Source organism: Burkholderia sp. MSh2, from assembly GCF_000731655.1.
Lineage (GTDB): Bacteria > Pseudomonadota > Gammaproteobacteria > Burkholderiales > Burkholderiaceae > Burkholderia > Burkholderia paludis.
Genome location: NZ_JPGM01000009.1, coordinates 56,067 through 74,892 on the forward strand (window position 1 = coordinate 56,067; position 18,826 = coordinate 74,892).

General features: G+C 70.7%; 17 protein-coding genes. 6 read left to right on the forward strand and 11 right to left on the reverse strand.

Annotated elements, in window-relative coordinates; genetic code table 11:
- Window positions 1–96 precede the first annotated feature (96 nt).
- Window positions 97–1,191, forward strand: coding sequence for an AraC family transcriptional regulator (locus GQ57_RS07590; protein ID WP_034197534.1), 1,095 nt, complete (start codon window positions 97–99; stop codon window positions 1,189–1,191).
- 63 nt (window positions 1,192–1,254) lie between these two features.
- On the opposite strand, the gene GQ57_RS07595 is transcribed toward GQ57_RS07590, so the two are convergent.
- Window positions 1,255–1,644 (reverse strand): surface-adhesin E family protein, encoded by a 390-nt coding sequence (locus GQ57_RS07595; protein WP_034197535.1) that lies wholly within the window; start codon window positions 1,642–1,644, stop codon window positions 1,255–1,257.
- Between the two features lie 272 nt (window positions 1,645–1,916).
- Here GQ57_RS07595 and GQ57_RS07600 point away from each other — a divergent pair, with 272 nt between their 5' ends.
- Window positions 1,917–4,352, forward strand: coding sequence for a PEP-utilizing enzyme (locus GQ57_RS07600; RefSeq protein ID WP_034197536.1), 2,436 nt, complete (start codon window positions 1,917–1,919; stop codon window positions 4,350–4,352).
- A gap of 49 nt (window positions 4,353–4,401) precedes the next feature.
- Here GQ57_RS07600 and GQ57_RS07605 read toward each other — a convergent pair whose 3' ends face one another.
- The gene (locus GQ57_RS07605) at window positions 4,402–4,776 is read right to left on the reverse strand and encodes a hypothetical protein (RefSeq protein WP_034197537.1); all 375 of its coding nucleotides are present in this window, start codon (window positions 4,774–4,776) and stop codon (window positions 4,402–4,404) included.
- A 276-nt stretch (window positions 4,777–5,052) separates the two neighbouring features.
- Between GQ57_RS07605 and GQ57_RS07610 the strand changes: the two genes are divergently transcribed.
- The 4 genes from GQ57_RS07610 to GQ57_RS07620 all read left to right on the forward strand — a co-directional run bounded on the left by GQ57_RS07610 (window position 5,053) and on the right by GQ57_RS07620 (window position 8,916).
- Window positions 5,053–6,033 (forward strand): bifunctional helix-turn-helix transcriptional regulator/GNAT family N-acetyltransferase, encoded by a 981-nt coding sequence (locus tag GQ57_RS07610; RefSeq protein WP_034197538.1) that lies wholly within the window; start codon window positions 5,053–5,055, stop codon window positions 6,031–6,033.
- Window positions 6,034–6,115: 82 nt separating this feature from the next.
- Window positions 6,116–6,961, forward strand: coding sequence for a lysozyme inhibitor LprI family protein (locus tag GQ57_RS38125; RefSeq protein ID WP_160257508.1), 846 nt, complete (start codon window positions 6,116–6,118; stop codon window positions 6,959–6,961).
- A 389-nt stretch (window positions 6,962–7,350) separates the two neighbouring features.
- A complete protein-coding gene (locus tag GQ57_RS39035) occupies window positions 7,351–7,572 on the forward strand; it encodes a hypothetical protein (RefSeq protein ID WP_081896613.1) in 222 nt (73 codons plus the stop codon).
- A gap of 237 nt (window positions 7,573–7,809) precedes the next feature.
- Window positions 7,810–8,916 carry a polyamine ABC transporter substrate-binding protein gene (locus GQ57_RS07620; RefSeq protein WP_031398119.1) on the forward strand — a complete coding sequence of 369 codons (1,107 nt, stop codon included), beginning with the start codon at window positions 7,810–7,812 and terminating at the stop codon, window positions 8,914–8,916.
- 150 nt (window positions 8,917–9,066) lie between these two features.
- Here the strand turns inward: GQ57_RS07620 and GQ57_RS07625 are convergent, their stop codons facing one another.
- The 9 genes from GQ57_RS07625 to GQ57_RS07665 all read right to left on the reverse strand — a co-directional run bounded on the left by GQ57_RS07625 (window position 9,067) and on the right by GQ57_RS07665 (window position 18,820).
- Window positions 9,067–9,612: a DNA-binding protein gene (locus GQ57_RS07625; protein ID WP_034197539.1), complete on the reverse strand. Its 546-nt coding sequence runs from the start codon at window positions 9,610–9,612 to the stop codon at window positions 9,067–9,069.
- 43 nt (window positions 9,613–9,655) lie between these two features.
- Window positions 9,656–10,903 carry an MFS transporter gene (locus GQ57_RS07630; RefSeq protein WP_031398117.1) on the reverse strand — a complete coding sequence of 416 codons (1,248 nt, stop codon included), beginning with the start codon at window positions 10,901–10,903 and terminating at the stop codon, window positions 9,656–9,658.
- A 279-nt stretch (window positions 10,904–11,182) separates the two neighbouring features.
- Window positions 11,183–11,512: an H-NS histone family protein gene (locus tag GQ57_RS07635; RefSeq protein WP_031398116.1), complete on the reverse strand. Its 330-nt coding sequence runs from the start codon at window positions 11,510–11,512 to the stop codon at window positions 11,183–11,185.
- A gap of 329 nt (window positions 11,513–11,841) precedes the next feature.
- Window positions 11,842–13,191 carry a reverse transcriptase family protein gene (locus GQ57_RS07640; protein WP_034197540.1) on the reverse strand — a complete coding sequence of 450 codons (1,350 nt, stop codon included), beginning with the start codon at window positions 13,189–13,191 and terminating at the stop codon, window positions 11,842–11,844.
- Between the two features lie 210 nt (window positions 13,192–13,401).
- Complete coding sequence (locus GQ57_RS07645) at window positions 13,402–14,019, reverse strand: plasmid fertility inhibition factor family protein (RefSeq protein ID WP_052001150.1); 618 nt, start codon at window positions 14,017–14,019, stop codon at window positions 13,402–13,404.
- A 252-nt stretch (window positions 14,020–14,271) separates the two neighbouring features.
- A complete protein-coding gene (locus GQ57_RS07650; RefSeq protein ID WP_034197541.1) occupies window positions 14,272–15,255 on the reverse strand; it encodes a succinylglutamate desuccinylase/aspartoacylase domain-containing protein in 984 nt (327 codons plus the stop codon).
- Between the two features lie 81 nt (window positions 15,256–15,336).
- Complete coding sequence (locus GQ57_RS07655) at window positions 15,337–16,665, reverse strand: MFS transporter (RefSeq protein ID WP_031398112.1); 1,329 nt, start codon at window positions 16,663–16,665, stop codon at window positions 15,337–15,339.
- A gap of 181 nt (window positions 16,666–16,846) precedes the next feature.
- Window positions 16,847–17,755 carry a LysR family transcriptional regulator gene (locus GQ57_RS07660; RefSeq protein WP_031398111.1) on the reverse strand — a complete coding sequence of 303 codons (909 nt, stop codon included), beginning with the start codon at window positions 17,753–17,755 and terminating at the stop codon, window positions 16,847–16,849.
- A 120-nt stretch (window positions 17,756–17,875) separates the two neighbouring features.
- Window positions 17,876–18,820, reverse strand: a complete 945-nt coding sequence (locus tag GQ57_RS07665) for a dTDP-4-dehydrorhamnose reductase family protein (protein WP_034197542.1) — start codon at window positions 18,818–18,820, stop codon at window positions 17,876–17,878.
- Window positions 18,821–18,826 lie beyond the last annotated feature (6 nt).

Below are 18,826 nucleotides of genomic sequence, written 5' to 3' on the forward strand. Positions count from 1 at the left end.
CGTCGCACCGGCGATGCATGGATGCTGCTGTGCGGCACTGGCGTTTTGCGGACATTCCGGCTATGTTCTACGCGACCCCGTCGCCGCACCCGCCCCATGGACAGCCGCCCCGACCGCAACCCGAGCCGTGCCGAACGCAGCCTGCGCTCGTCGCTCGGCCTCGCGCGTCCGGCCGGGCGCCAGGAGGACATTCCCGCCACCGTCCATGCGATCGCGGTCGCGCTGGACGAGTGCCGCGTGCGACATATCGACGGAGCCGCGCTGCTCGAAGGCACGGGGCTCGGCGCGGCCGAGGTCGCGTCGCCGAACCTGCACGTGAATCGCGGCCAGGAGCAGCGCTGTTTCCGCAACCTGCTGCAACGCAGCGGCGTGCCGTCGATCGGGCTCGCGATCGGCGCGCGGCTGCACGTGTCGACGCTCGGCCTCGCCGGCTACGCGATGCTGATCAGCGGTTCCGTGATGCAGGCCTTCCGGTGCATGGGGCAGTTTCCGTTGTTCATGGGGCTGTATTTCGATGTACGTATCGATGCGCACGCGGACGGCATGAGCGTGACCATCGGCCGCTACAACGGCGAGCCCGATCTCGAGGTGTTCCAGGTCGACATGTGCCTGTCGAGCCTGCGGCTGATCGTGTCCGATCTCGTCGGCAAGCCGGTCTGGCCCGCGCAGGTGCAGCTCGCACGCCGCACGCCGCGCAACGCGGCCGACTACGCGCGCCATTTCGGCTGCAGGATCGCGTTCAACGCGGGCGACAACCGTCTCGTGTTCACGGCCGTGAACGGCACGGAAACGCCGCGTTTCGCCAACGAAGTCAGCTTCAATGCACTGCACGGCCAGTGCGAGGCGCTCGAGCGGCAGTGGGCCGCGTCGGTCGGCACGCGCTTCGCCGATCGCGCGAAGGAGCTGATGGCGCGCGACCTCGCGCGCTTCAAGTCGATGACGTCGCTCGCGGACGCGCTGCACCTGACGGAGCGCACGTTGCGCCGGCGGCTCGACAAGGACGGCCTCACGTTCCAGGCGCTGCTCGACGACGTGCGCCGCGACGAGGCGGCGCGGCTGCTCGACGATCCCGCGCTGACGGTCGCGGCGATCGCGGAACGTCTCGGCTACAGCGAACCGCGCAGCTTTCGCCACGCGTATCGGCGCTGGACCGGGCGCACGCCGCGCGCGGGCGCGGCCTCCGGCGCGTAACGCGCGATCGGCGCCCGTTCAGTCAGCAGGACGAACGGCGGCACGCCGGTTTCATGCGCGGCATCAGGGCTTCCGGCACAGGTAATTCATGACCATCTCCTGAATGGAATCGCGCTCGACATGGTTGTAGTCATCCGGATCGCCGCGAGAAACGTAGTGCTGGCCCGGCTGCGTTCCGGTCATGCGGGTCCTGCCCATCGCCCAGGTCTTGTCTTCGCAGAGGAACGACCAGTCGGAGACGATCTGCCGCACCGGAAACGGCGCCGAGTAACGATGCGGCTCCGCATAGACGATCCTGACCGTAATCCACGCATTGACCGGATGGCGCTCGACGGAAGCGGGATCGACGTAGAGCCGGATCGCCGGGCCGGCGCCGAGCGTGACCCAGCTCGCGGCCCATGCGCCGTGTGCGACGAGCGCGAGCGCCGCGCCCGCGATCCAGCCTTTCTTCATGTTCGTTCCTCGCATCCTGCCCGGTCCATTCCGGCGGCCCGATTCTACGTTCTCCGTTCATGCGCGGCACACGCCCCGATCCGGATCGCCGCCCGGCACCCGCCCGCGCCGGCCGACGACGCATCGGGAAATCCGCGCCCCGGAATGCATATCGAATGGAATCGACTCGCGTAGAATGCGCGCAATCATCAAGCCGGGCGGGGCCGAACGTCGATGCCACTCGCACCGGCACGGCACGAACAAGACCCGTGGCATCCGCCGACGCAGCCTCCATGAGCCAACCGATCCTGTACCTCCTCGCCGGCAACGGCAGCGCAGCCGACTGGTGGGACGATGCATTGCCCCACTTCCGCCACCACCGGCCCGTACCGCTGGAACTGCCGGGCTTCGGCGACAACCCCGCGCCACCCTGCGAGGACCTCGCCGCGTATGCGCAAGCGCTGCTGGACGCGACCGAGCCGGGCCACGCGATCATGGCGGTCGGCGTGAACGCGCTGCTGGTGCTGCATGCGTTGCAGCGCCGCCCCGGCCACTTCGGCCGCAGCGTGCTGCTCGCGCCGGTGGGCGCGTTTCTGTGGGAACGGCGGCTGCCGAAGCTGATGGCGCCGAAGCCGCTGCGCAAGACGATCCACTGGCTGCTCGGGCACTACCCGGCGCTGTTCGCGCGCAAGTTCTCGAACCTGACCTGGACGCGCGCGCAGTATCGGCGCATGGGCGCCGGCTATGCGCGCTGCCGCGCGTTCCTGCCGCACTGGGATCTCGTGCGCGCCGATACCGCGCTGCCGCTGCTCGAATGGATCACCGATCGCATCGAGCTCGTGTGGGGCGACCAGGACAACGTGCTCGGCGTGCGCCAGGCCGCCGCGTGGTCGGCGATCCTCGCGCGCGCCGACCTCACCGTCACGCTGCAGCCCGGCTGGGGACACTATCCGTGGATCGATACGCCCGCGGCCTTCGTGCAGTGGCTCGAAGCGGGCGACACGGGTTTCGTCGCGCACACGAAGGGCGGGCGCCTCGCGCTGGCTGCGATGGCCGGGCTGCCCGTGCCGCCCGCGCTGTCGCTGACCCGCGCCGACGATCCGCGCCTGCCCGGCTTTCTCGCGAGCCAGCCGGACGCGATGTGGGCGATCCGTTCGTCGAGCCATGGCGAGGACCAGGCCGATGCGGCCAACGCCGGCCTGCACACCACGTTCCTGCGCGAGCCCGCGTCGCAGGCCGCCGCGCGCGTGGCCGAGCTGCTCGACGGCGGCCTCGAGGAAGCGGTCGTGCAGCGCTTCGTCACGCCGGTGCTGTCCGGCATCGCGTTCGTGCGGCATCTCGCGGTCGAGGTCGAATGGGTGGAGGGCCACCTCGAGGCGCTCGCCGACGGGCAGACGAGCCCGTCGCGCGCGATCCTGTCGCGGCTCGGCGCGCCCTGGCAGCGCGGCGCGTTCCCGACCGCGCACGGCCTCACCGCGCGGCAGCTGTGGGCGTTCCTGCAACGCGTGCTGCGCGCGTTCCACTACGTGCCGGGCGACGTCGAATGGGCATGGGACGGCACGCGGCTGTGGCTGCTGCAGTACCGCCCGATCAGCAGCTACGGCTGGCATCGACACCTGACCGCCGCGAACATCGCCGAGATCCTGCCGCCGCAACCGAGCCGGCTGGTCGAGTATGCGCAACGGCGCGCCGCCGGCAGCATCCCGGCCGTCATGGCGCGCTGGGATGCGCGCGTCCTGTGCGACAACGAACCGTTCACCGCGCTCTATGACGGCGCGTCGTACATCAACAACGACCTGTTCCTCGCCCGCCTGGCCGACTGGGGCGTATCGGCCGCCAGCTACAGCGGCGAGATCGGCGGGGCGACGCCGCCGCTGCGCTGGCGTCCGCTGCGGCTGCTGCGCGCGCTGCCGGTGTTCTGGCGCATGCTGCGCGCCGCGCGCGGCCACCTGCCGACGCTCGAACGCGGCCTGCGGCGCTTCGACCGGGAACTCGCGACGCTTGTCGAGCAACGCGCCGACGGCCGGCAACTGGCCGACTGGTTCACGCGCTTCTACGTGTTCGTCGTGCAGGGCAACCTGTGCATCGCGTCATCGCTGGCGAGCAGCGGCGGCGCGCTGTGGGGGCGACCGCCGACCGCGTACGGGCAGCTCGACGACAGCCCGCACCGCCTGCCGTGGGAAACCGATCCGGGCACCGCACGGCCCGCGCCCGCCGACCTGCCGCTGCAGCCGTTTCCCGACTGGCCGCTGCCGGTCCGCGCGCTCCATGCGCTCGGCGCGCCCGGCATGCGCGGCTGGTATCTGCAGGTGCGCGAGTGGTATCGCGACAACCTGATGCGCGTGTTCTTCCGCCTGCACCATGCGATGCCGGCCGCCGACCGCGACGTGTGGTTCGCGCCTCATCCCGATCCGCGCGCGCGCAACGGCAGCTTCTGGCAGGACGGCGGCGAAGGCACCGACGAGGCGGCCGGCTTCATGATCTATCCGGGCCACACGCAGGGCGTGCTCGGCCGCGACATCCTGCTGGAAGATTCGCTCGACCCGGGCCGCCACGCGCAGTACCAGGCCGCGCGCGCCGTGATCGCGCGCATGGGCGGCCGGCTGTCGCACGGCGCGACGCTGCTGCGCGAGTTGCGCAAGCCATCGGCCGTGCTGCCGCGGGTCGATGCGGAATGGCTCGGACGCGAGGTGCGGCTCAGCGACGGCCGGCTGACGCTGGTCGAATGAGCATGGCGGCGGCGCCGCCGCCGCCGCCGCCGCGTGCCGGCGTCGATACTCAGCGCAACGGCGTGCGAACCTGGCCGTCGACCTTCAACGTGCGCCGGTCGTTCGTCGCCTCGTATTCGACCGTCTGCGCGGGCGTGACGGCGCCGTACGAACGGCCGTTCACATAAACCGCGCCGTCCCGCAATTCGACCCGGTCGCCGTTGACCGTCGCGGTGGCCCGTTCGCCCCGCAATACCGCCCCCGAGCACCCGGCCGTCGAAAAACTCCGGACCGACGTGCCCGGCATCGCGGCGACGCCGTCCTGATCCGCTACCTGCGCCGCACCGCAGGGCGGCGCCGCCATGCCGCCGGCGGCATGGAGCGATCCGGCACTGATGCCGCATCCGGCAAGCAACACGATCGTCATCGGCTTCAGAGGGGGCATGGCGAACTCCGTTGTCCGCGGCGGCGGATCGATGTCCGGCCGACACCCGCGCCTGGATCGCGGGCCGTCCGGATGCGCCCAGTATGCGTCCGTTGCGCGGCGCACCGCCATCCGCGCCAATACCACCCGCGCCCGTTGCCCGGGCGCCTCGTCCGACCCTTTTACCGGCCGCCGGCACTGCTCTCCCTCACGACCGGATCGCGTGGAAATTCGCCTTGAACAAGTTGCGATCCGCAACTACGATGGATTGCGACACGCAACCTTTCCGGACCCGACATGGATCTCATAGACGCTCCCGCCAAGCCTCGCGACGCGACCATCCTCGAGCTTCGCGACTTCTCCCGCAAGCTGGTTCGCGAGCTTGGCTTCATGCGCGCCACGCTGGCCGACAGCGACTGGGCGCCGTCGGCCGTTCACGCGATCCTCGAGATCGGCCTGGCGCCCGGCATCAACGCCCGTGATCTGGGCCACATCCTGCGGCTGGACAAATCGAACACGAGCCGGCAGCTCGCGCGGCTCGAGGCGGCCGGCGTCGTGGAGCGGCGCGTGTCGAGCGACGATGCGCGCGCGGCCGCGCTGTACCTGACTGCCGACGGGAAAAAACTCCAGAAGCGCATCGACCGGTTCGCGACGGACCAGGTGTCGAATGCGCTGCGCCGCATGGTACCCGCCGACCAGCAGGCACTGCTGCGTTCGCTGGCGCTGTATGCCGATGCGCTCGCGCAGGACAACGCCGCCCGGGCGCCTGCCGCGGCGCCCGACGCGCCGTCGATCCATGAGGGCTACCAACCGGGCTGCATCGGCGACATCGTGAGCCTCCACGCGCGCTTTTATTCGGAGAACTGGGGATTCGGCGCGTTCTTCGAAAAGCGCGTGGCCACCGAGCTGGCCGAGTTCGCGGGCGCGCTGCCGGCGGACGGCAAGGCGCTCTGGCTCTGCCGCGACGACGGGCGCACGCTCGCGTCGCTCGCGATCGACGGAGACAGCGCGACCGGCGTCGCGCACCTGCGCTGGTTCATCGTGAACGATGCGTTGCGCGGCTCGGGCGTCGGCCGGCGGCTCATGACGGAAGCCATGCGCTTCGTCGATGCGCTGCGGTTTCGCGAAACCTGCCTGTGGACGTTCAAGGGGCTCGATTCGGCGCGCCATCTGTACGAAGCGTTCGGCTTCACGCTGACCCGCGAATCCGCCGGCACGCAGTGGGGCACCGAGGTGGTCGAACAGCGCTTCAGCCGGCCGGGGCCGACAGGCGGCTGACGTGCGGCGAACCGTCCGCGCCGCCCCTGCCCCGAGGGTCCTTCGACCCGGCACGCCCACCCTGCCCGCCAGGATGCCCGGCATGTTCGAACGTCTCGCGACCCTCGCGCTCCGCGCGGCCGTCGTCGCATCGGCCGCTGCCGTCATGCCGGCGGACGCCGCGCCCGGCGCCGACCCGATCGACCGGAACATGACGCTGTGCCTGGACGCCCCGGAGCACGCGTCGACGGCGGGCCAGGACGCCTGCATCGACGACGCCGGCCGCGCATGGGATGCGCGGCTCAACGCCGGCTATCGCACGCTGCAGGCGTCGCTGCCCGCCGCCGATCGCCCGGCGCTGCTGCACGCGCAACGCGCGTGGCTCGCGCGCCGCGACGCCGACCTGAAGCTGATCGGCGCCGTCTACGCGACCACGCGCGGCACGATGTATGCGCCGATGAACGCGAACGACGTGATGCAACTGACGCGACAACGCGCGCTGACGTTGCAGCGCTTCGCGTCCGATCGCACCCTGCACGGCTTCGACCTGAACGGGCGACTGCCGCCGGCGGCCGACGCGAAACCCCAGCGCATCGCAGCCGTTCCGCAACGCGGCGCGCGTTTCGAGCGCACGCATTGCGCGGCGCTCGCCGACCTCGATGCGAGGGGCCGCTGTGCCGCGCAGGCCACGCCGCTGTACCGGCAGGATATCGACGACATGACCGGCATGATCGAGCGTCGCCTGCCGCGCGCGGCACGCGCGACCATGCAGGTGTCGTCGCAGGCGTGGCTGGCGTTCGCCGCCGCCCAGCCGCCGCTGATCGCCGCCCTCTACCCGGCTGCCGATCCCGCCCGCACGCAGCCGCAGGTCGCGATCGAAATGCGCGACGAAGCCGCCGCGCGCCTGCGGCAGCTCGTCTTCGCCGCGGACAGGATCGGCGCCGACTGAAACGGCGGCACGGCGCGCGCCGCTCACCCGCCCGGGATGCGATGCACGCGGCAGGCCGTCGAATATTCTCATCACTTCCAGCGAATTCCGGCCGATCAACCCGCGTCGGGCACACGGCCTGCCCGTCGCCGGCATTCACGACGGTCGCCTGCGCGGGCCCCCGACTTCCTAGGGAAAATCCGGAGACATCCTTACAGCGATTTACCTGATGATTCACGAAAGCGTCATGCCGCAACGATCCCGCCTCGCGCCATGCTTTCAATTCGCACCGCCGAACCGATGCCGCGACGCGGCCGGTGCAAGGAGCGCGAGGATCGAAACGCGAAGCGCGCAGTCGCCGGCACGACGTCAGGTGTTCAATACTTTCAACAACCCGGTCGAGAGTAATCGTGAGAATCCGTGGCCCGCTGGTGCGGTGGAGACGAGGCGATGCGCGACATCCGCGCGCCGCGGCCTCGTCCACCGTCGACCATGACGGCTGGCAAAGTCCTCGCCTGCATCTGTCGGTCTACACCATCCTGTCCCGCCGTTCCGTTCGCCGCCACAACGCGGTTGCCGCGCGCGCATCCGTCGCGATCCGCACCGACGACGTCGCCTCGCTGCTGCCTTAGCGCCGCGCCGTCGGTCCGTCCATCCGTTCGACCCGCCGATCGTGTCGCCCGACCGGCGACAGCGCCCGCTCGCGCTTCGTTGCCGTATGAGCCGGCCCGGGATCGAACGGACTCCTGATCGTCGTGCACACCCGCGCCCGCTACGGGCGCCGGTCGCGCACGCGTGTTTCCCGATGAACCGTCGCGCTCCGACCCGCGCATCGCGGATCGACGCGCACCGATATGGAAGACTCCGTCATGCGTATCCGAACGTTTCGCCGCACCCTTGCAACCGCCGCCCTGCTGACGGCCGCGGCCGCCGGCACGTCCGCCCGGGCGGCCGGCGAACTGAACATCTACAACTGGTCCGACTACATCGCGCCGGACACGATCCCGAACTTCCAGAAGCAGACGGGCCTGCACGTCCGCTACGACAACTACGACAGCGACGACACGCTGCAGGCGAAACTGCTGTCGGGGAATTCCGGCTACGACATCGTCGTGCCGACGTCGAACTACATGGCCAAGCAGATCCAGGCGAACGTCTACCAGCCGCTCGACAAGTCGAAGCTGCCGAACCTGTCGAATCTCGATCCGCTGCTGATGAAGCGGGTCGCCGACGCCGATCCGGACAACCGCTACGGCGTGCCCTGGGCGTACGGCACCGACGGCATCGGCTACAACGTGCAGGCCGTGAAGAAGGCGCTCGGCGACCAGGCGCCGGTCGACAGCTGGGCGCTGGTGTTCGATCCCGCCAACATGGCGAAGCTGAAGGGCTGCGGCGTGTCGTTCCTCGACCAGGCCGTCGACGTGTTCGCCGCGACGCTGCAGTACATGGGCAAGGACCCGAACAGCACGAACCCGGCCGACTACCGCGCCGCTTACGAGGTCCTGAAGAAGGTGCGCCCGTACATCACGCAGTTCAATTCGTCGGGCTACATCAACGATCTCGCGAACAACGACCTGTGCGTGTCGTTCGGCTATTCGGGCGACGTCGGCATCGCGCACCGCCGCGCCGCCGAGGCGAAACGCCCGTACGAGATCCGCTTCGCGAATCCGAAGGAAGGCGGCCTGCTGTGGTTCGACATGATGGTGATCCCGAAGGACGCGCCGAACCGCGACGCCGCGCTGAAGTGGATCAACTACCTGCAGGACCCGAAGGTCAACGCGGGCATCACCAACGCGGTGTTCTATCCGACCGCGAACAAGGCCGCGCGCCAGTACGTGAAACCCGCGATCGCGCGCGACCCGTCGGTGTATCCGTCTGACGAGGTGCTGAGCAGGATGACGCTGCTCAAGCCGATGCCGCCCGAGATCCGTCGCTTGCAGAACCGGCTGTGGGCGCAGTTGAAGACGGGGCGCTGAACGGGGCGCGGCGCAGCTGACACGTGCCGCCGGCGGCCGGTCCGCGCTGGCGGCGCGGCTGCCGCGGAACGTGCAGGAGTACGCGCCACGACGCCGACGACGGCACGCACACCCGCCTCGCGACGGCGCCGGCCGTATCGTCCGCGCGAACTATCGCGGCGCTTGTGCGAACGCGTCCGTCACGAACCGGATCACGTCGTCGAGCGACGACGTGCACACGGCGCCCGCTGCAAGCTCGCGAAACGCACCGTCCGGCCCGAAGCAGACGAGCGGCTTGCCCCAGCGCCGCGCGAGCGAAATCTCCTCGGCGGTGCCCGGCCCGCCCGGCAGCGCAACGATCAGGTCGCTGCTGAGCACGTTCACGTAATTGCGGTTGATCGTGTGCGGATCCGCGTCCGGCTCGCGGCGCGGCAGCGGCGTGAGGATCGGGATGTCGACGAACGGATGCGGATAACCGTCGAGCGGCACGAAGCCCGCGAGCGGATCGCCCCGCGTCGGCAGGATGCCGATCGAGCGGCCGGCCCGCCCGGGCACGCCGGCGAACGCGCGCGCGACCGCCAGCATCACGCCCTGGCCGCCGCCCGTCAGCAGGTTGAACCCGGCCTGCGCGAGCCAGGCGCCGAGCGGCCCGGAATACGCGAGCCACGGCTCCTTCCCCGAACCCATCACGCCGATCGTCCTGTTCTTCTGCTGCATCGTGGCTTCCAGTGAAGTCGTGGGTTGCGCGCGCTCGCCGCGCTCATTCGAGCTCGACGCCCTTGAGTTCCGGGATCAGGAACAGCGTCGCGACCATGTCGAGCACGTAGAGGCCGGCCAGCAGCGCAATGGCCGTCTGGAACGAGTAGTGCGCGGCGAGCGCGCCGACCGCGACCGGGCCGAAGCCGCCGACCGCGCGGCCGATATTCCACAGCACGTTCTGCGCGGTCGCCCGCGCGGCCGTCGGATAGCCTTCGGACATCAGCGTGCCGTAGCCGCCGACCATCCCGTTGACGAACATGCCCATCAACGCGCCGGCCCACAGCATCGCCGTCGGGTCCGACAGCCGCGCATACGCGATGACCGTCGCGACCGAGCCGAGCTGGTACAGCAGGAACGTCGGCTTGCGCCCGATGCGGTCCGCCAGTTGCCCGAACACCCAGACGCCGATCATCATCCCGACGACCGTCGCCGCCGTCCACAGCCCCGACTTCGTCAGCGAGAAGCCCATCTGTTTCGACAGGAAGGTCGGCAGCCAGATCATGATCCCGTAGTAGCCGAAGTTCTGGACCGAACACAGGATCACGATGCCGATGCTCATGCGCGCGGTGCGGCCGTCCGCGACGAGCAGGCGAAACGCGTTCGCCTCCGGCCGCGTCGCGCGCTGCACGAACGCTTCCGGCTCGTGCAGCCTGTTGCGCATGCCCCACGCGAGCAGCGCGGGCAGCACGCCGACCACGAACATGCCGCGCCAGCCGACGTGGAGCAGCAGGAACGGCGTCAGCAGCGCGGCCAGCAGCACGCCGGCCTGCCAGCCGAGCGCGACGTAGCACGACACGCGTGCGCGCTTGCTCGCCGGCCATGCTTCCGCCGCGAGCGCCATGCCGATCCCGAATTCGCCGCCCAGGCCGACGCCCGCGATGGTGCGATAGGCGAGCAGATCCCAGAAGCCGCGCGCGAACGCGCACAGCCCGGTGAAGATCGCGAACAGCAGGATCGTCCAGGTCAGCACGCGCACGCGCCCGTAACGATCGGCCAGCGCGCCGAACAGGATGCCGCCCGCGACGGCGCCGATCAGCGTCCAGGTGACCAGCGCGCCGCCCTGCCCGGGCGTCAGTTGCAGCGCCGCCGTGATCGCCGGCAGCATGAAGCCGAGGATCAGCAGGTCGAAGCCGTCCATCGCATAGCCGATCGCCGATCCGGCCAGCGCTTTCCACGCGTACGCGCCGACCTGTTCCACGCGCGGGGCCGACGGGCCGCCGAGCGTCGAAGATTTCATGTTTGCTGCCATGGTGTCCTGCCACGAAGGTCCGGCGACATTCTACGGCCTGCGCCCGCCGACGAAGGGCGGGCGGACCTGCCGGCGGCGGCGGCGCGCCGCGCGCGCGTCGCTCCCCTTGCGGAACGCGACGCGGGAATCCGGGAACAACGAGCGGGGGAAACGGCGAGCCGGTGTCGGCGGGGCAAAGCCGGCGATGTCGCGCTCAGGCCGGACACCGGATGAAAGACGGCTGTCCGGCCCGCGTGCGCGAACCGGACGGCGCCGGGCGGTCAGACGACCCGGCCGGCTTCAGCCCTGATCGTCGCCGGGCCACCAGGTCTTGGCCTCGCGGTCGACGACGAGCGTGTCGAGATCCTTGCCGTCGAGCCATTTCGGCCGCGGGCCGCGACCCGACCACGAGCGGCCGGTCGTCGGGTCGTAATACTTGGCGGGCGCCTTGCGCTTGCGCTGGACGATATAGCCGAGTGCGCTCAGCACTTCCTGCTGCGTGATTCCCAGAAGCTCGACCTGTTCCTTGAATGCCGCGAGCGCGGCCTGCTTCTCCTTCTGCTTCGCATCAGACAGCTTGATGTTCAGGTCCCGAAGTTGTGCTTCGAGTTCCCGCAGGGCCTGGGTCATGTATTCATCCTCTTTGGGCATGTTTCCGCAAAAAACCTCCGATGGCGGAACCTACCATGAAGTTCCGCCACTCGGCGCTGTCAGATCCATGATTCGTTGGTTCGGGCCGGCATGGCTTGCGCGACGCGCACGATACGACGTCGCGCGTCACTCGATGACCGGCTGCGCCTGGCCGGCAATGCGCAATTCGCCTCGCTCATAGGGACGGCGGGCGGCTGCGGCAAGCCGGCGCCGCACCATGGCACTGGTGCGGCACGGCGCGAATGATAGCAGTGCCGGGCGTCATGCCGAAAAAAGGGGCCGGCCGGCGGCGCGGCGGGCCCGCCCGCCTACCGGTCGAAATCGCGGGCATGCCACGCGATCCGGTCGAACAGCGCACGCAGCTTTGCGCCACGCGCCGCGTTCAGCGCGGCGGCTTGCGCGACGCGGCCGGCGAGATGCGCGCGGAAGTCCGGATGCGCGTCGCGGTTCTGCGACGCCGGGCCGCTCCGGATGCAGTTGGTCAGGATGGCCTTCAGGCGGTCGAACTCGTCGCGGGCCAGGTTCGGATGACGGTTGACGACCACGCCGGCCAGTTGCTGGCGCACGCCGCGCCGCATCACGCGGGTCTTGCGCAACTGCAGCGCGAAACCTTCCTCGAGCGCGATCGCGGCCACCCTGACCTGCAGACGCTCGACCTCGCGCGCCAGCGCGCCGCCGCCCGAGAAGGCGAGATCGTCGGCATAGCGCGTGTAGGTGGCGTCGAGCGAACGCGCGAGCGCGGCGAGCCGCATGTCGAAGCGGAAGGCGCTCAGGTTCGCCAACGCCGGCGAGGTCGGCGCCCCCTGCGGCAGATGCCGTTCGCGATAGCGCTGGCGGCCGATCCAGTCGAACCGGTCGCGCAGGTCGGGCGCGAGCAGACGCGCGGACGGCACGCGATTGGTACACAGCCCGGTGAGCGTGCGCGCGACTTCGGCCGGATACCCGAGCGTGACGAACAGCGCGTGAATGCGCGCGGCGCGTACCGATACGAAGAAATCCGCGAGATCGAAGCGGACGACGACATCGCGATCCGCGTGCGGCGCCGCGAACGACACGATCCCGCGCCCCCTGCGGAAACCATGCGCCGCATCGTGCGGCGCGATGCGATCGAGCAGGCCGTGCAGGACGCGACGCTGCGCTTCGCGCAGCCGCCCCTTCGGGATCTCGACCAGGCGGCACCCGCCGCTGCGCTTGTCGTGCGCCACGTACGTGTAGTGATGCAGCGGCGCGGCGGCGCCGCGCGCGTCGACGCGCCAGTGGTCGGACAGCCAGTCGAGTTCCGGCACGCTCACCCCGAGCCAGCCGGCAAGATCGCCGGGCGTCGCCCAGTGCGGCACGTCGCAGCCGGCGAGCGGCGCCGGCAATGGCCGCTGGACCGGCGGCCGCCGCACGATGCGGATCGCGGCGGGCCGATCGTGGCCGTACCACGCCAGCACGAATGCCGGCGCCTCGGCCAGGTCCGCCGCGAGCGCATCGATCTCGACGTCGGCCCACTGCGCGCCGAAGCGCACGAGCGCCGCATCCGCGAATTCATGGGCCCACGGCGGCGCGGCGCCGAGCACCGCCGCCATCCGCGACAGGATGCCGGCGCGCTCGGGGGCGCCCGCCAGCATCGCTTCGGCAATCGTGCGGGTGGTGTCGCGCAGGGTGGCGTACATGGAAAGGAATGGGCGGGACGATGAGCCAACGTGACCGGTACTGCGAGGGGTGACGTTGCGCGACGCGCAACGGGGCCCCTTGCGATGCATCGGGGTGTCGATCTCATCCACGGGGTAGCCCCGTAGTCCTGGAACATCGGCTGCCTGTTCCGGGCGTGTGCTTGACCCACCGGCCCGCGCTGCGACTTTACTGGCCGGACGCGCGGCGTGTCAAACCGGCGCGCGACCCGGCGCGGCCGGGTCGCGCGGCACGGCCTGCCCGCGCCGGGAAAACAGTTCGCGGTACGCGATCGGCGCGACGCCGACGCCGGCCATGTTGTTCAGCATCGTGGCCCAGGTCGCGTTGTCGACGCTCACCGGAAACGATCGCACGCGATTGGCGAGCAGCCAGTAGGTGCGCGTCATCCCGTCGCTCATCGCGACGGCGTACCCGCTGCCCTCGAGCCAGTAGCCGACCGGCGGCAGCGTCACGGGTTCCTGGCGGCCGGCCCGGAACGCGGCGGCGGCCGACGCGTACTTGCCGTCGAGCGGCATCGCGCGGCGCGGCACGCAGTCCTGCGAATTCAGTTGCGGGAAGCGCGGGCTCGTGCCGAGCCACAGGCCGTAGAACGTTTCCGCGTCGAGGTGCACGACGTAACGTTCCGTTTCGACGGGCGCCGCCGCCAGGTAGCAGTCGGCCTGGCCCGGAACGGCGACGCGCCATACCGCGCGCTTCGCGTCCAGGTCGACCAGATCGCTCGCCTGCGGACGCGGCCGGACGGGGGACGGTCGCCCTGCGTCGCGCAGGTCGCGCGCGCGATCGAGTCCGATACGAAGACGTGTCAGCATGGGCCCTCTCTTTCTCTCGTGATCTTGTTCGAATGAGTCGGGATGCGGGCCCCTGCCGTGCGGCGCACGGGCGGTCGAACGGCGCCGCCCCGGCACGGGGATCCGGTGTCCCGACACTCCCGATGCACTCGGGAACCCGCGCAGTGTAGCGCCTTTCCGAACCGGGACGGGCAACGCGCGCGGCCCGCGATCGCCGCGCCCGGGCAACAGGAGACCCGGGCCAGCGGGCGGGCGGCGCGACGCCCGCCGCGTTCAGCGATCCAGCAGCCGCCCCAGCCGCATCATCGTGACGTTCACGCCGAGATGGCGCATCGACGGTTGCACGATCACGCAGTTGTCGTACGGCGTGACGATCGTGTCGTCGCCGTCGCGCGCGATCTCGGTGCCGGCCTGCCCGATCACCTCCAGCCCCGTGAACGGTTGCGCGAACCGGAAATCCATCGACCGCGCGACGACCGGCTGCGTGATCTCGACGAACTTCTGCCGCACCGGCGCGGGTTGCGTGAGGAAGGCCGCGACGTCGTCGCGCGCGACGACACCGGCATGCAGCAGGAAGCGCGCGGCGCTGTCGAGCGCGACGTCGCGCGCGCTCGCGGCGAAGTGCTGGCCCGTCTCGATCAGCAGCGCGTTCTTCGCGCTCGCCGGATCGCCGAAGCCGCCGTAGTCGCGCAGCCGCGTGCCGTTTGCATGGCCGCGATCGATGATCACGTGCTCCGGCGTGCCGATCGCGGCGGCCAGCGCGATCGCCTTCTCGTGCGGCCCCGTCATCATCAGCGGGGCGGACGCCTCGTGCATCGAATGGATGTCGAGCAGCAGGTCGACCGTATCGAGCAGCGGACGCATCGCGCGCGCCCGCGCAAGCTCGCGGCTGTCGCGCGCGCCGTCGAGCGCGGCCGGCGTCCACACGCGATTCATGTCCTCGTCGAGATAGCGCGTCGCATCGGCGTTCGCCGCGCTGAAATGCTCGTACGCGCCGACGTTGCCGAACCCGAGCGACAGGCGGCCCGCGACCGGGCGCAGGCCGGCGGCCAGCAGCGTGTCCACGGCGATCGCGCCGCTGACTTCGTTGCCGTGCGTCAGCGCGAGGATCATCACGTGCTTGCCGGGCCGGCCGCTGTCGAACGAGTGCAGATAATCGACGCCGGTATTGCCCGCGCGCCAGCGCGCGATGTCGGGGAAGGCCACTTCGATCGGGTAGGCCGGCAATGCGGCGCGGATGGCTTCAAGCGTGGTCATGTCGGAATCGCTCAGCAGGGTTCGGGAAACGCGCAACCGGACAACGCCGGTCGCGCGACAATCGGGTGCGGGGCCGGCGCGTCACGCGCGGGTTGCCCGTGTCGACGGCGTGGCGTCGGCGGCCGCGCCGCGCATCCGGCGGCCGAGCGAGATCACCGACGTGATGCCCAGCACGGCCGTCGCCATCACGTAGAAACTCGGCGCGAGCTTGTTGTGCGTCGCGTCGATCAGCCAGGTCACGATCAGCGGCGCGAAGCCGCCGAACAGCGTCACCGAGAAGTTGTACGACAGCGCGAGGCCGGTGCCGCGCGTGCTCGTCGGGAAGATGTCGGCGAGCAGCGCCGGCAGCGGCGCGAGGCTCACCGCGATCAGCAGGCCGACCAGCGCCTGCACCGCAAGCAGCGTCCCGACCGTCGGGTAACGGTTCAGCAGGACGAACAGCGGCCAGGTCGTCACGCCCACCAGGATCAGCGCGATCAGCATCACGCGGATGCGGCCGAAGCGATCCGACAGGTGCCCGACGACGGGCGCCGCGACCATCAGCATCGCGCCCGTGACGACCGCGCCGAGATACGACGACGTGGCCGGGATATGCAGCTGCTTGACCGCGTAGGTCGGCATGTACAGCTTGTGCACGTAGTTGAAGGCGGTGGCCGTCGCGACGACGCCCGCGCCGAGCAGCAGGTTCGCGCGATCGCGGGCGAACACGTCGCGCAGCGGCGATTTCGCGCGGCCCTGCTCGCCGAGCCGGCGGAAATCGGCCGGTTCGTCGATGTTGCGGCGAATGTAGAGCCCGACCGGGCCGATCAGCAGCCCGACCGAGAATGCGACGCGCCAGCCCCACGCATGCAGCTGGTCGGTCGTCAGCAGCAGGCTCAGCAGCGCGGACACGCCGGCCGCGAGCACCGTCGCGAGCCCCTGCGTCGACATCTGCCAGCTCGCGAAGAAGCCGCGGCGCTTCGCATCGGCCTGCTCGACCATGAACGCGGTCGCCGCGCCGAATTCGCCGCCGGTCGAGAAGCCCTGCAGCATGCGCGCGACGATGATCAGGAGCGGCGACGCGAGGCCGATCTGCGCATAGGTCGGCGCGAACGCGATCATCGCGGTGCCGAGCATCATCAGCCCGATCGACATCGTCAGCGACGCCTTGCGGCCCGCGCGGTCCGCATAGCTGCCGAGCACGATCGAGCCGAGCGGGCGCGTCACGAACGAGATGCCGAACGTGCCGACCGACAGCAGCAGCGAGGTCGCCGCGTCGTGCGTGGGGAAAAACAGCTGGCCGATCTGGATCGCGAAATAGCCGTAGATCAGCAGATCGTAGAACTCCAGCGCGTTGCCGATGCTCGCGGCGCAGATCTCGCGCCACGGATTGTGCGGCGCCGGCGTCGCGGCGTGCGTATTGCGGGTCATCCCTTGTGCTCCTCCGGTGATGCTGGCCGTCAGGATTTTGAAAGACGGCGCGCGGCGTGGCCGGCGGCCGTTCGGGCCAGTCAAGCGCGGAGTGTAGGCAACGCGGGGCGGGCGTTCGTGCCGTTTCGGCACGCAATCGTGCCGATCGGCGCGCGGGCGCCACATGCGCCGCCCGGCCGGGTCAGCCGTCCTCGCCGTCGCGCGACGGCGCGTTGCGCCAGATCGCGTCCAGCACCGGGTGCGGGTCGTTCCGGCGGCGGTACAGCGCGATGTCGAAGCCGATCTGCCAGTCGGCGCCGCCGACGATCGCAAGCTCGCCCCGCCGCACGTCGTCGGCGACGAGCCGCTGCGGCAGCCACGCGAGGCCGAGCCCGCGACGCGCCATCGCCAGGATCGCCTCGTACGAGTCGGCCTGGTACACGGGCCGCAGCGTCGGACGGTTCGGCATTTCGGCAAGATGGCGCGCCAGCACCGCGCGCAGCGTCAGCGTGCGCGCGAATGCGAGCCACGGCACCGGCGCCTGCCCGGCCGGCAGCCGGTAGCGCACGCTGCCGCGCGCATCGAACGCGCTGACCGGCACCAGCACCTCGCGCGCGACGGACAGCCAGTCGAAGCGGTCGCGATCGATCAGCAGCCGCGTGTGCGGGCTCGAATAGACGATCAGCATGTCGGCGTCGCCGGCGGTGAGCTGCAGGATCGCCTCCTCCGCGCTGCCGGTCGACACGGTTGCCGTGAAGAAGCCCGCGCGGGCGACCGTCTCGTCATACCAGTCGGGGAAGAACGTGGCCGACAGCGTGCGGCCGGTCGCGATCCGGAGGTTGTTCTCCAGCACCGGCGCCGCTTCCTGAAGCTGGGTGCGCGCGCCGTGCAGGATGTCGAGCGCGTTCGACGCGGCATCGAGGAACACGGTGCCGGCCGCGGTCAGCTCAAGCGGCTTGGTGCGCGCGATCAGCCGCGTGCCGACCCACTCCTCGAGCGAACGGATGCGGCGGCCGAACGCCGGATGCGTGACGAAGCGGTTCTCCGCCGCGCGCGTGAAGCTGCGCGTGCGCGCGAGTTCGACGAAGTCTTCGAGCCATTTCAGTTGCATGGCTGGGCTCCTGGGTGGGCGATGAAGTGCGGTAAGGCGCGCGCGAACCGCCGCCGCGGCGCGGCGGCCGGCATGGACGGACGCGGTTCGTGCGGGACGGGCCGCGCGGGGCGCCCGATCCTACCGCACCTGCGGCGCGTCGCGCAGCACGATGCGCAGCGCGGTATCGAACGGCGTCGCGTAATCGATCCCGGCCGCCCGCACGCGCGATGCGTCCAGATGGCAATCGTACGGACGCGGCGTCGCATCGGCCGGCGTGTCGATCGGCGTGAGCGACGCCGCGATGCCGAGCGCGGCCGCGATCCGCCGCGCGATGTCGTATTTCGTCATCGGCTCCTCGCCGGACCAGTGCCGGATGCCGGTAACGGACGCCCCCGCGAGATGCCGCAGCGTCAGGTCGCGGATCACCTGCGCGACGTCCGGCGTGTAGGTCGGGTAGCGGATCGCCCATGCGTCCATGCCGACCGGGTCGGCGCCCGGGCGCGCGGAAGCGGCGATCGCCGGGACGAGGCTCGTGACGGCCGATTCGCTCCAGTCGACGACCGGGCCGTACAGCAATGGCAGGCGCAGCACGCACGACAGCGGCGACGCGGCGAGCAGCGCCGCCTCGCCTTCCAGCTTGGTGCGGCCGTAGATGTTCAGCGGATTCGGCGCGGCGTCCTCCCGGTACGGCGCCGCCTTGCCGTCGAAGACGTAGTCGGTGGAGATGCCGAGCGTCCACGCACCGTGGCGCGCGGCAAGCGCAGCGATGCGCGCGGGCGCGACGACGTTGATCGCGCGGGCGCCGGCGGGGTCGCGCTCGCAAACGTCCGGGCGGCGTTCGGCCGCGCAGACGATCACGGCGGCCGGGCGGCGGGTGGCGAACAGCTGCTCGAGGGCCGGCTGGTCGAGGACGTCGAGTACGGCGAGGTTGTCCGGCGGCAACGCAAGACGCCGTGCGCCCGCGCCTTGCGGGTTCCGGACGGTCGCGACGAGGGTCAGCGACGCCTCGCGGGCCAGGGACGCGGCAACCGCGCGGCCCAGCAGGCCGGAGGCGCCGATCAGCAGGATGTTCGGGTGCGACACGATAGC

Excerpts from the sequence above, each read along its gene's own strand:
- GQ57_RS07590 (WP_034197534.1), top strand. The coding sequence starts at position 97 with ATGGACAGCCGCCCCGACCGCAACCCGAGCCGTGCCGAACGCAGCCTG.
- GQ57_RS07640 (WP_034197540.1), bottom strand. The coding sequence starts at position 13,191 with ATGTACGCCACCCTGCGCGACACCACCCGCACGATTGCCGAAGCGATG.
- GQ57_RS07650 (WP_034197541.1), bottom strand. The coding sequence starts at position 15,255 with ATGACCACGCTTGAAGCCATCCGCGCCGCATTGCCGGCCTACCCGATC.
- GQ57_RS07645 (WP_052001150.1), bottom strand. The coding sequence starts at position 14,019 with ATGCTGACACGTCTTCGTATCGGACTCGATCGCGCGCGCGACCTGCGC.
- GQ57_RS07605 (WP_034197537.1), bottom strand. The coding sequence starts at position 4,776 with ATGCCCCCTCTGAAGCCGATGACGATCGTGTTGCTTGCCGGATGCGGC.
- GQ57_RS38125 (WP_160257508.1), top strand. The coding sequence starts at position 6,116 with ATGTTCGAACGTCTCGCGACCCTCGCGCTCCGCGCGGCCGTCGTCGCA.
- GQ57_RS07625 (WP_034197539.1), bottom strand. The coding sequence starts at position 9,612 with ATGCAGCAGAAGAACAGGACGATCGGCGTGATGGGTTCGGGGAAGGAG.
- GQ57_RS07630 (WP_031398117.1), bottom strand. The coding sequence starts at position 10,903 with ATGGCAGCAAACATGAAATCTTCGACGCTCGGCGGCCCGTCGGCCCCG.
- GQ57_RS07600 (WP_034197536.1), top strand. The coding sequence starts at position 1,917 with ATGAGCCAACCGATCCTGTACCTCCTCGCCGGCAACGGCAGCGCAGCC.
- GQ57_RS07610 (WP_034197538.1), top strand. The coding sequence starts at position 5,053 with ATGGATCTCATAGACGCTCCCGCCAAGCCTCGCGACGCGACCATCCTC.
- GQ57_RS07635 (WP_031398116.1), bottom strand. The coding sequence starts at position 11,512 with ATGACCCAGGCCCTGCGGGAACTCGAAGCACAACTTCGGGACCTGAAC.
- GQ57_RS07655 (WP_031398112.1), bottom strand. The coding sequence starts at position 16,665 with ATGACCCGCAATACGCACGCCGCGACGCCGGCGCCGCACAATCCGTGG.
- GQ57_RS07595 (WP_034197535.1), bottom strand. The coding sequence starts at position 1,644 with ATGAAGAAAGGCTGGATCGCGGGCGCGGCGCTCGCGCTCGTCGCACAC.
- GQ57_RS07660 (WP_031398111.1), bottom strand. The coding sequence starts at position 17,755 with ATGCAACTGAAATGGCTCGAAGACTTCGTCGAACTCGCGCGCACGCGC.
- GQ57_RS07620 (WP_031398119.1), top strand. The coding sequence starts at position 7,810 with ATGCGTATCCGAACGTTTCGCCGCACCCTTGCAACCGCCGCCCTGCTG.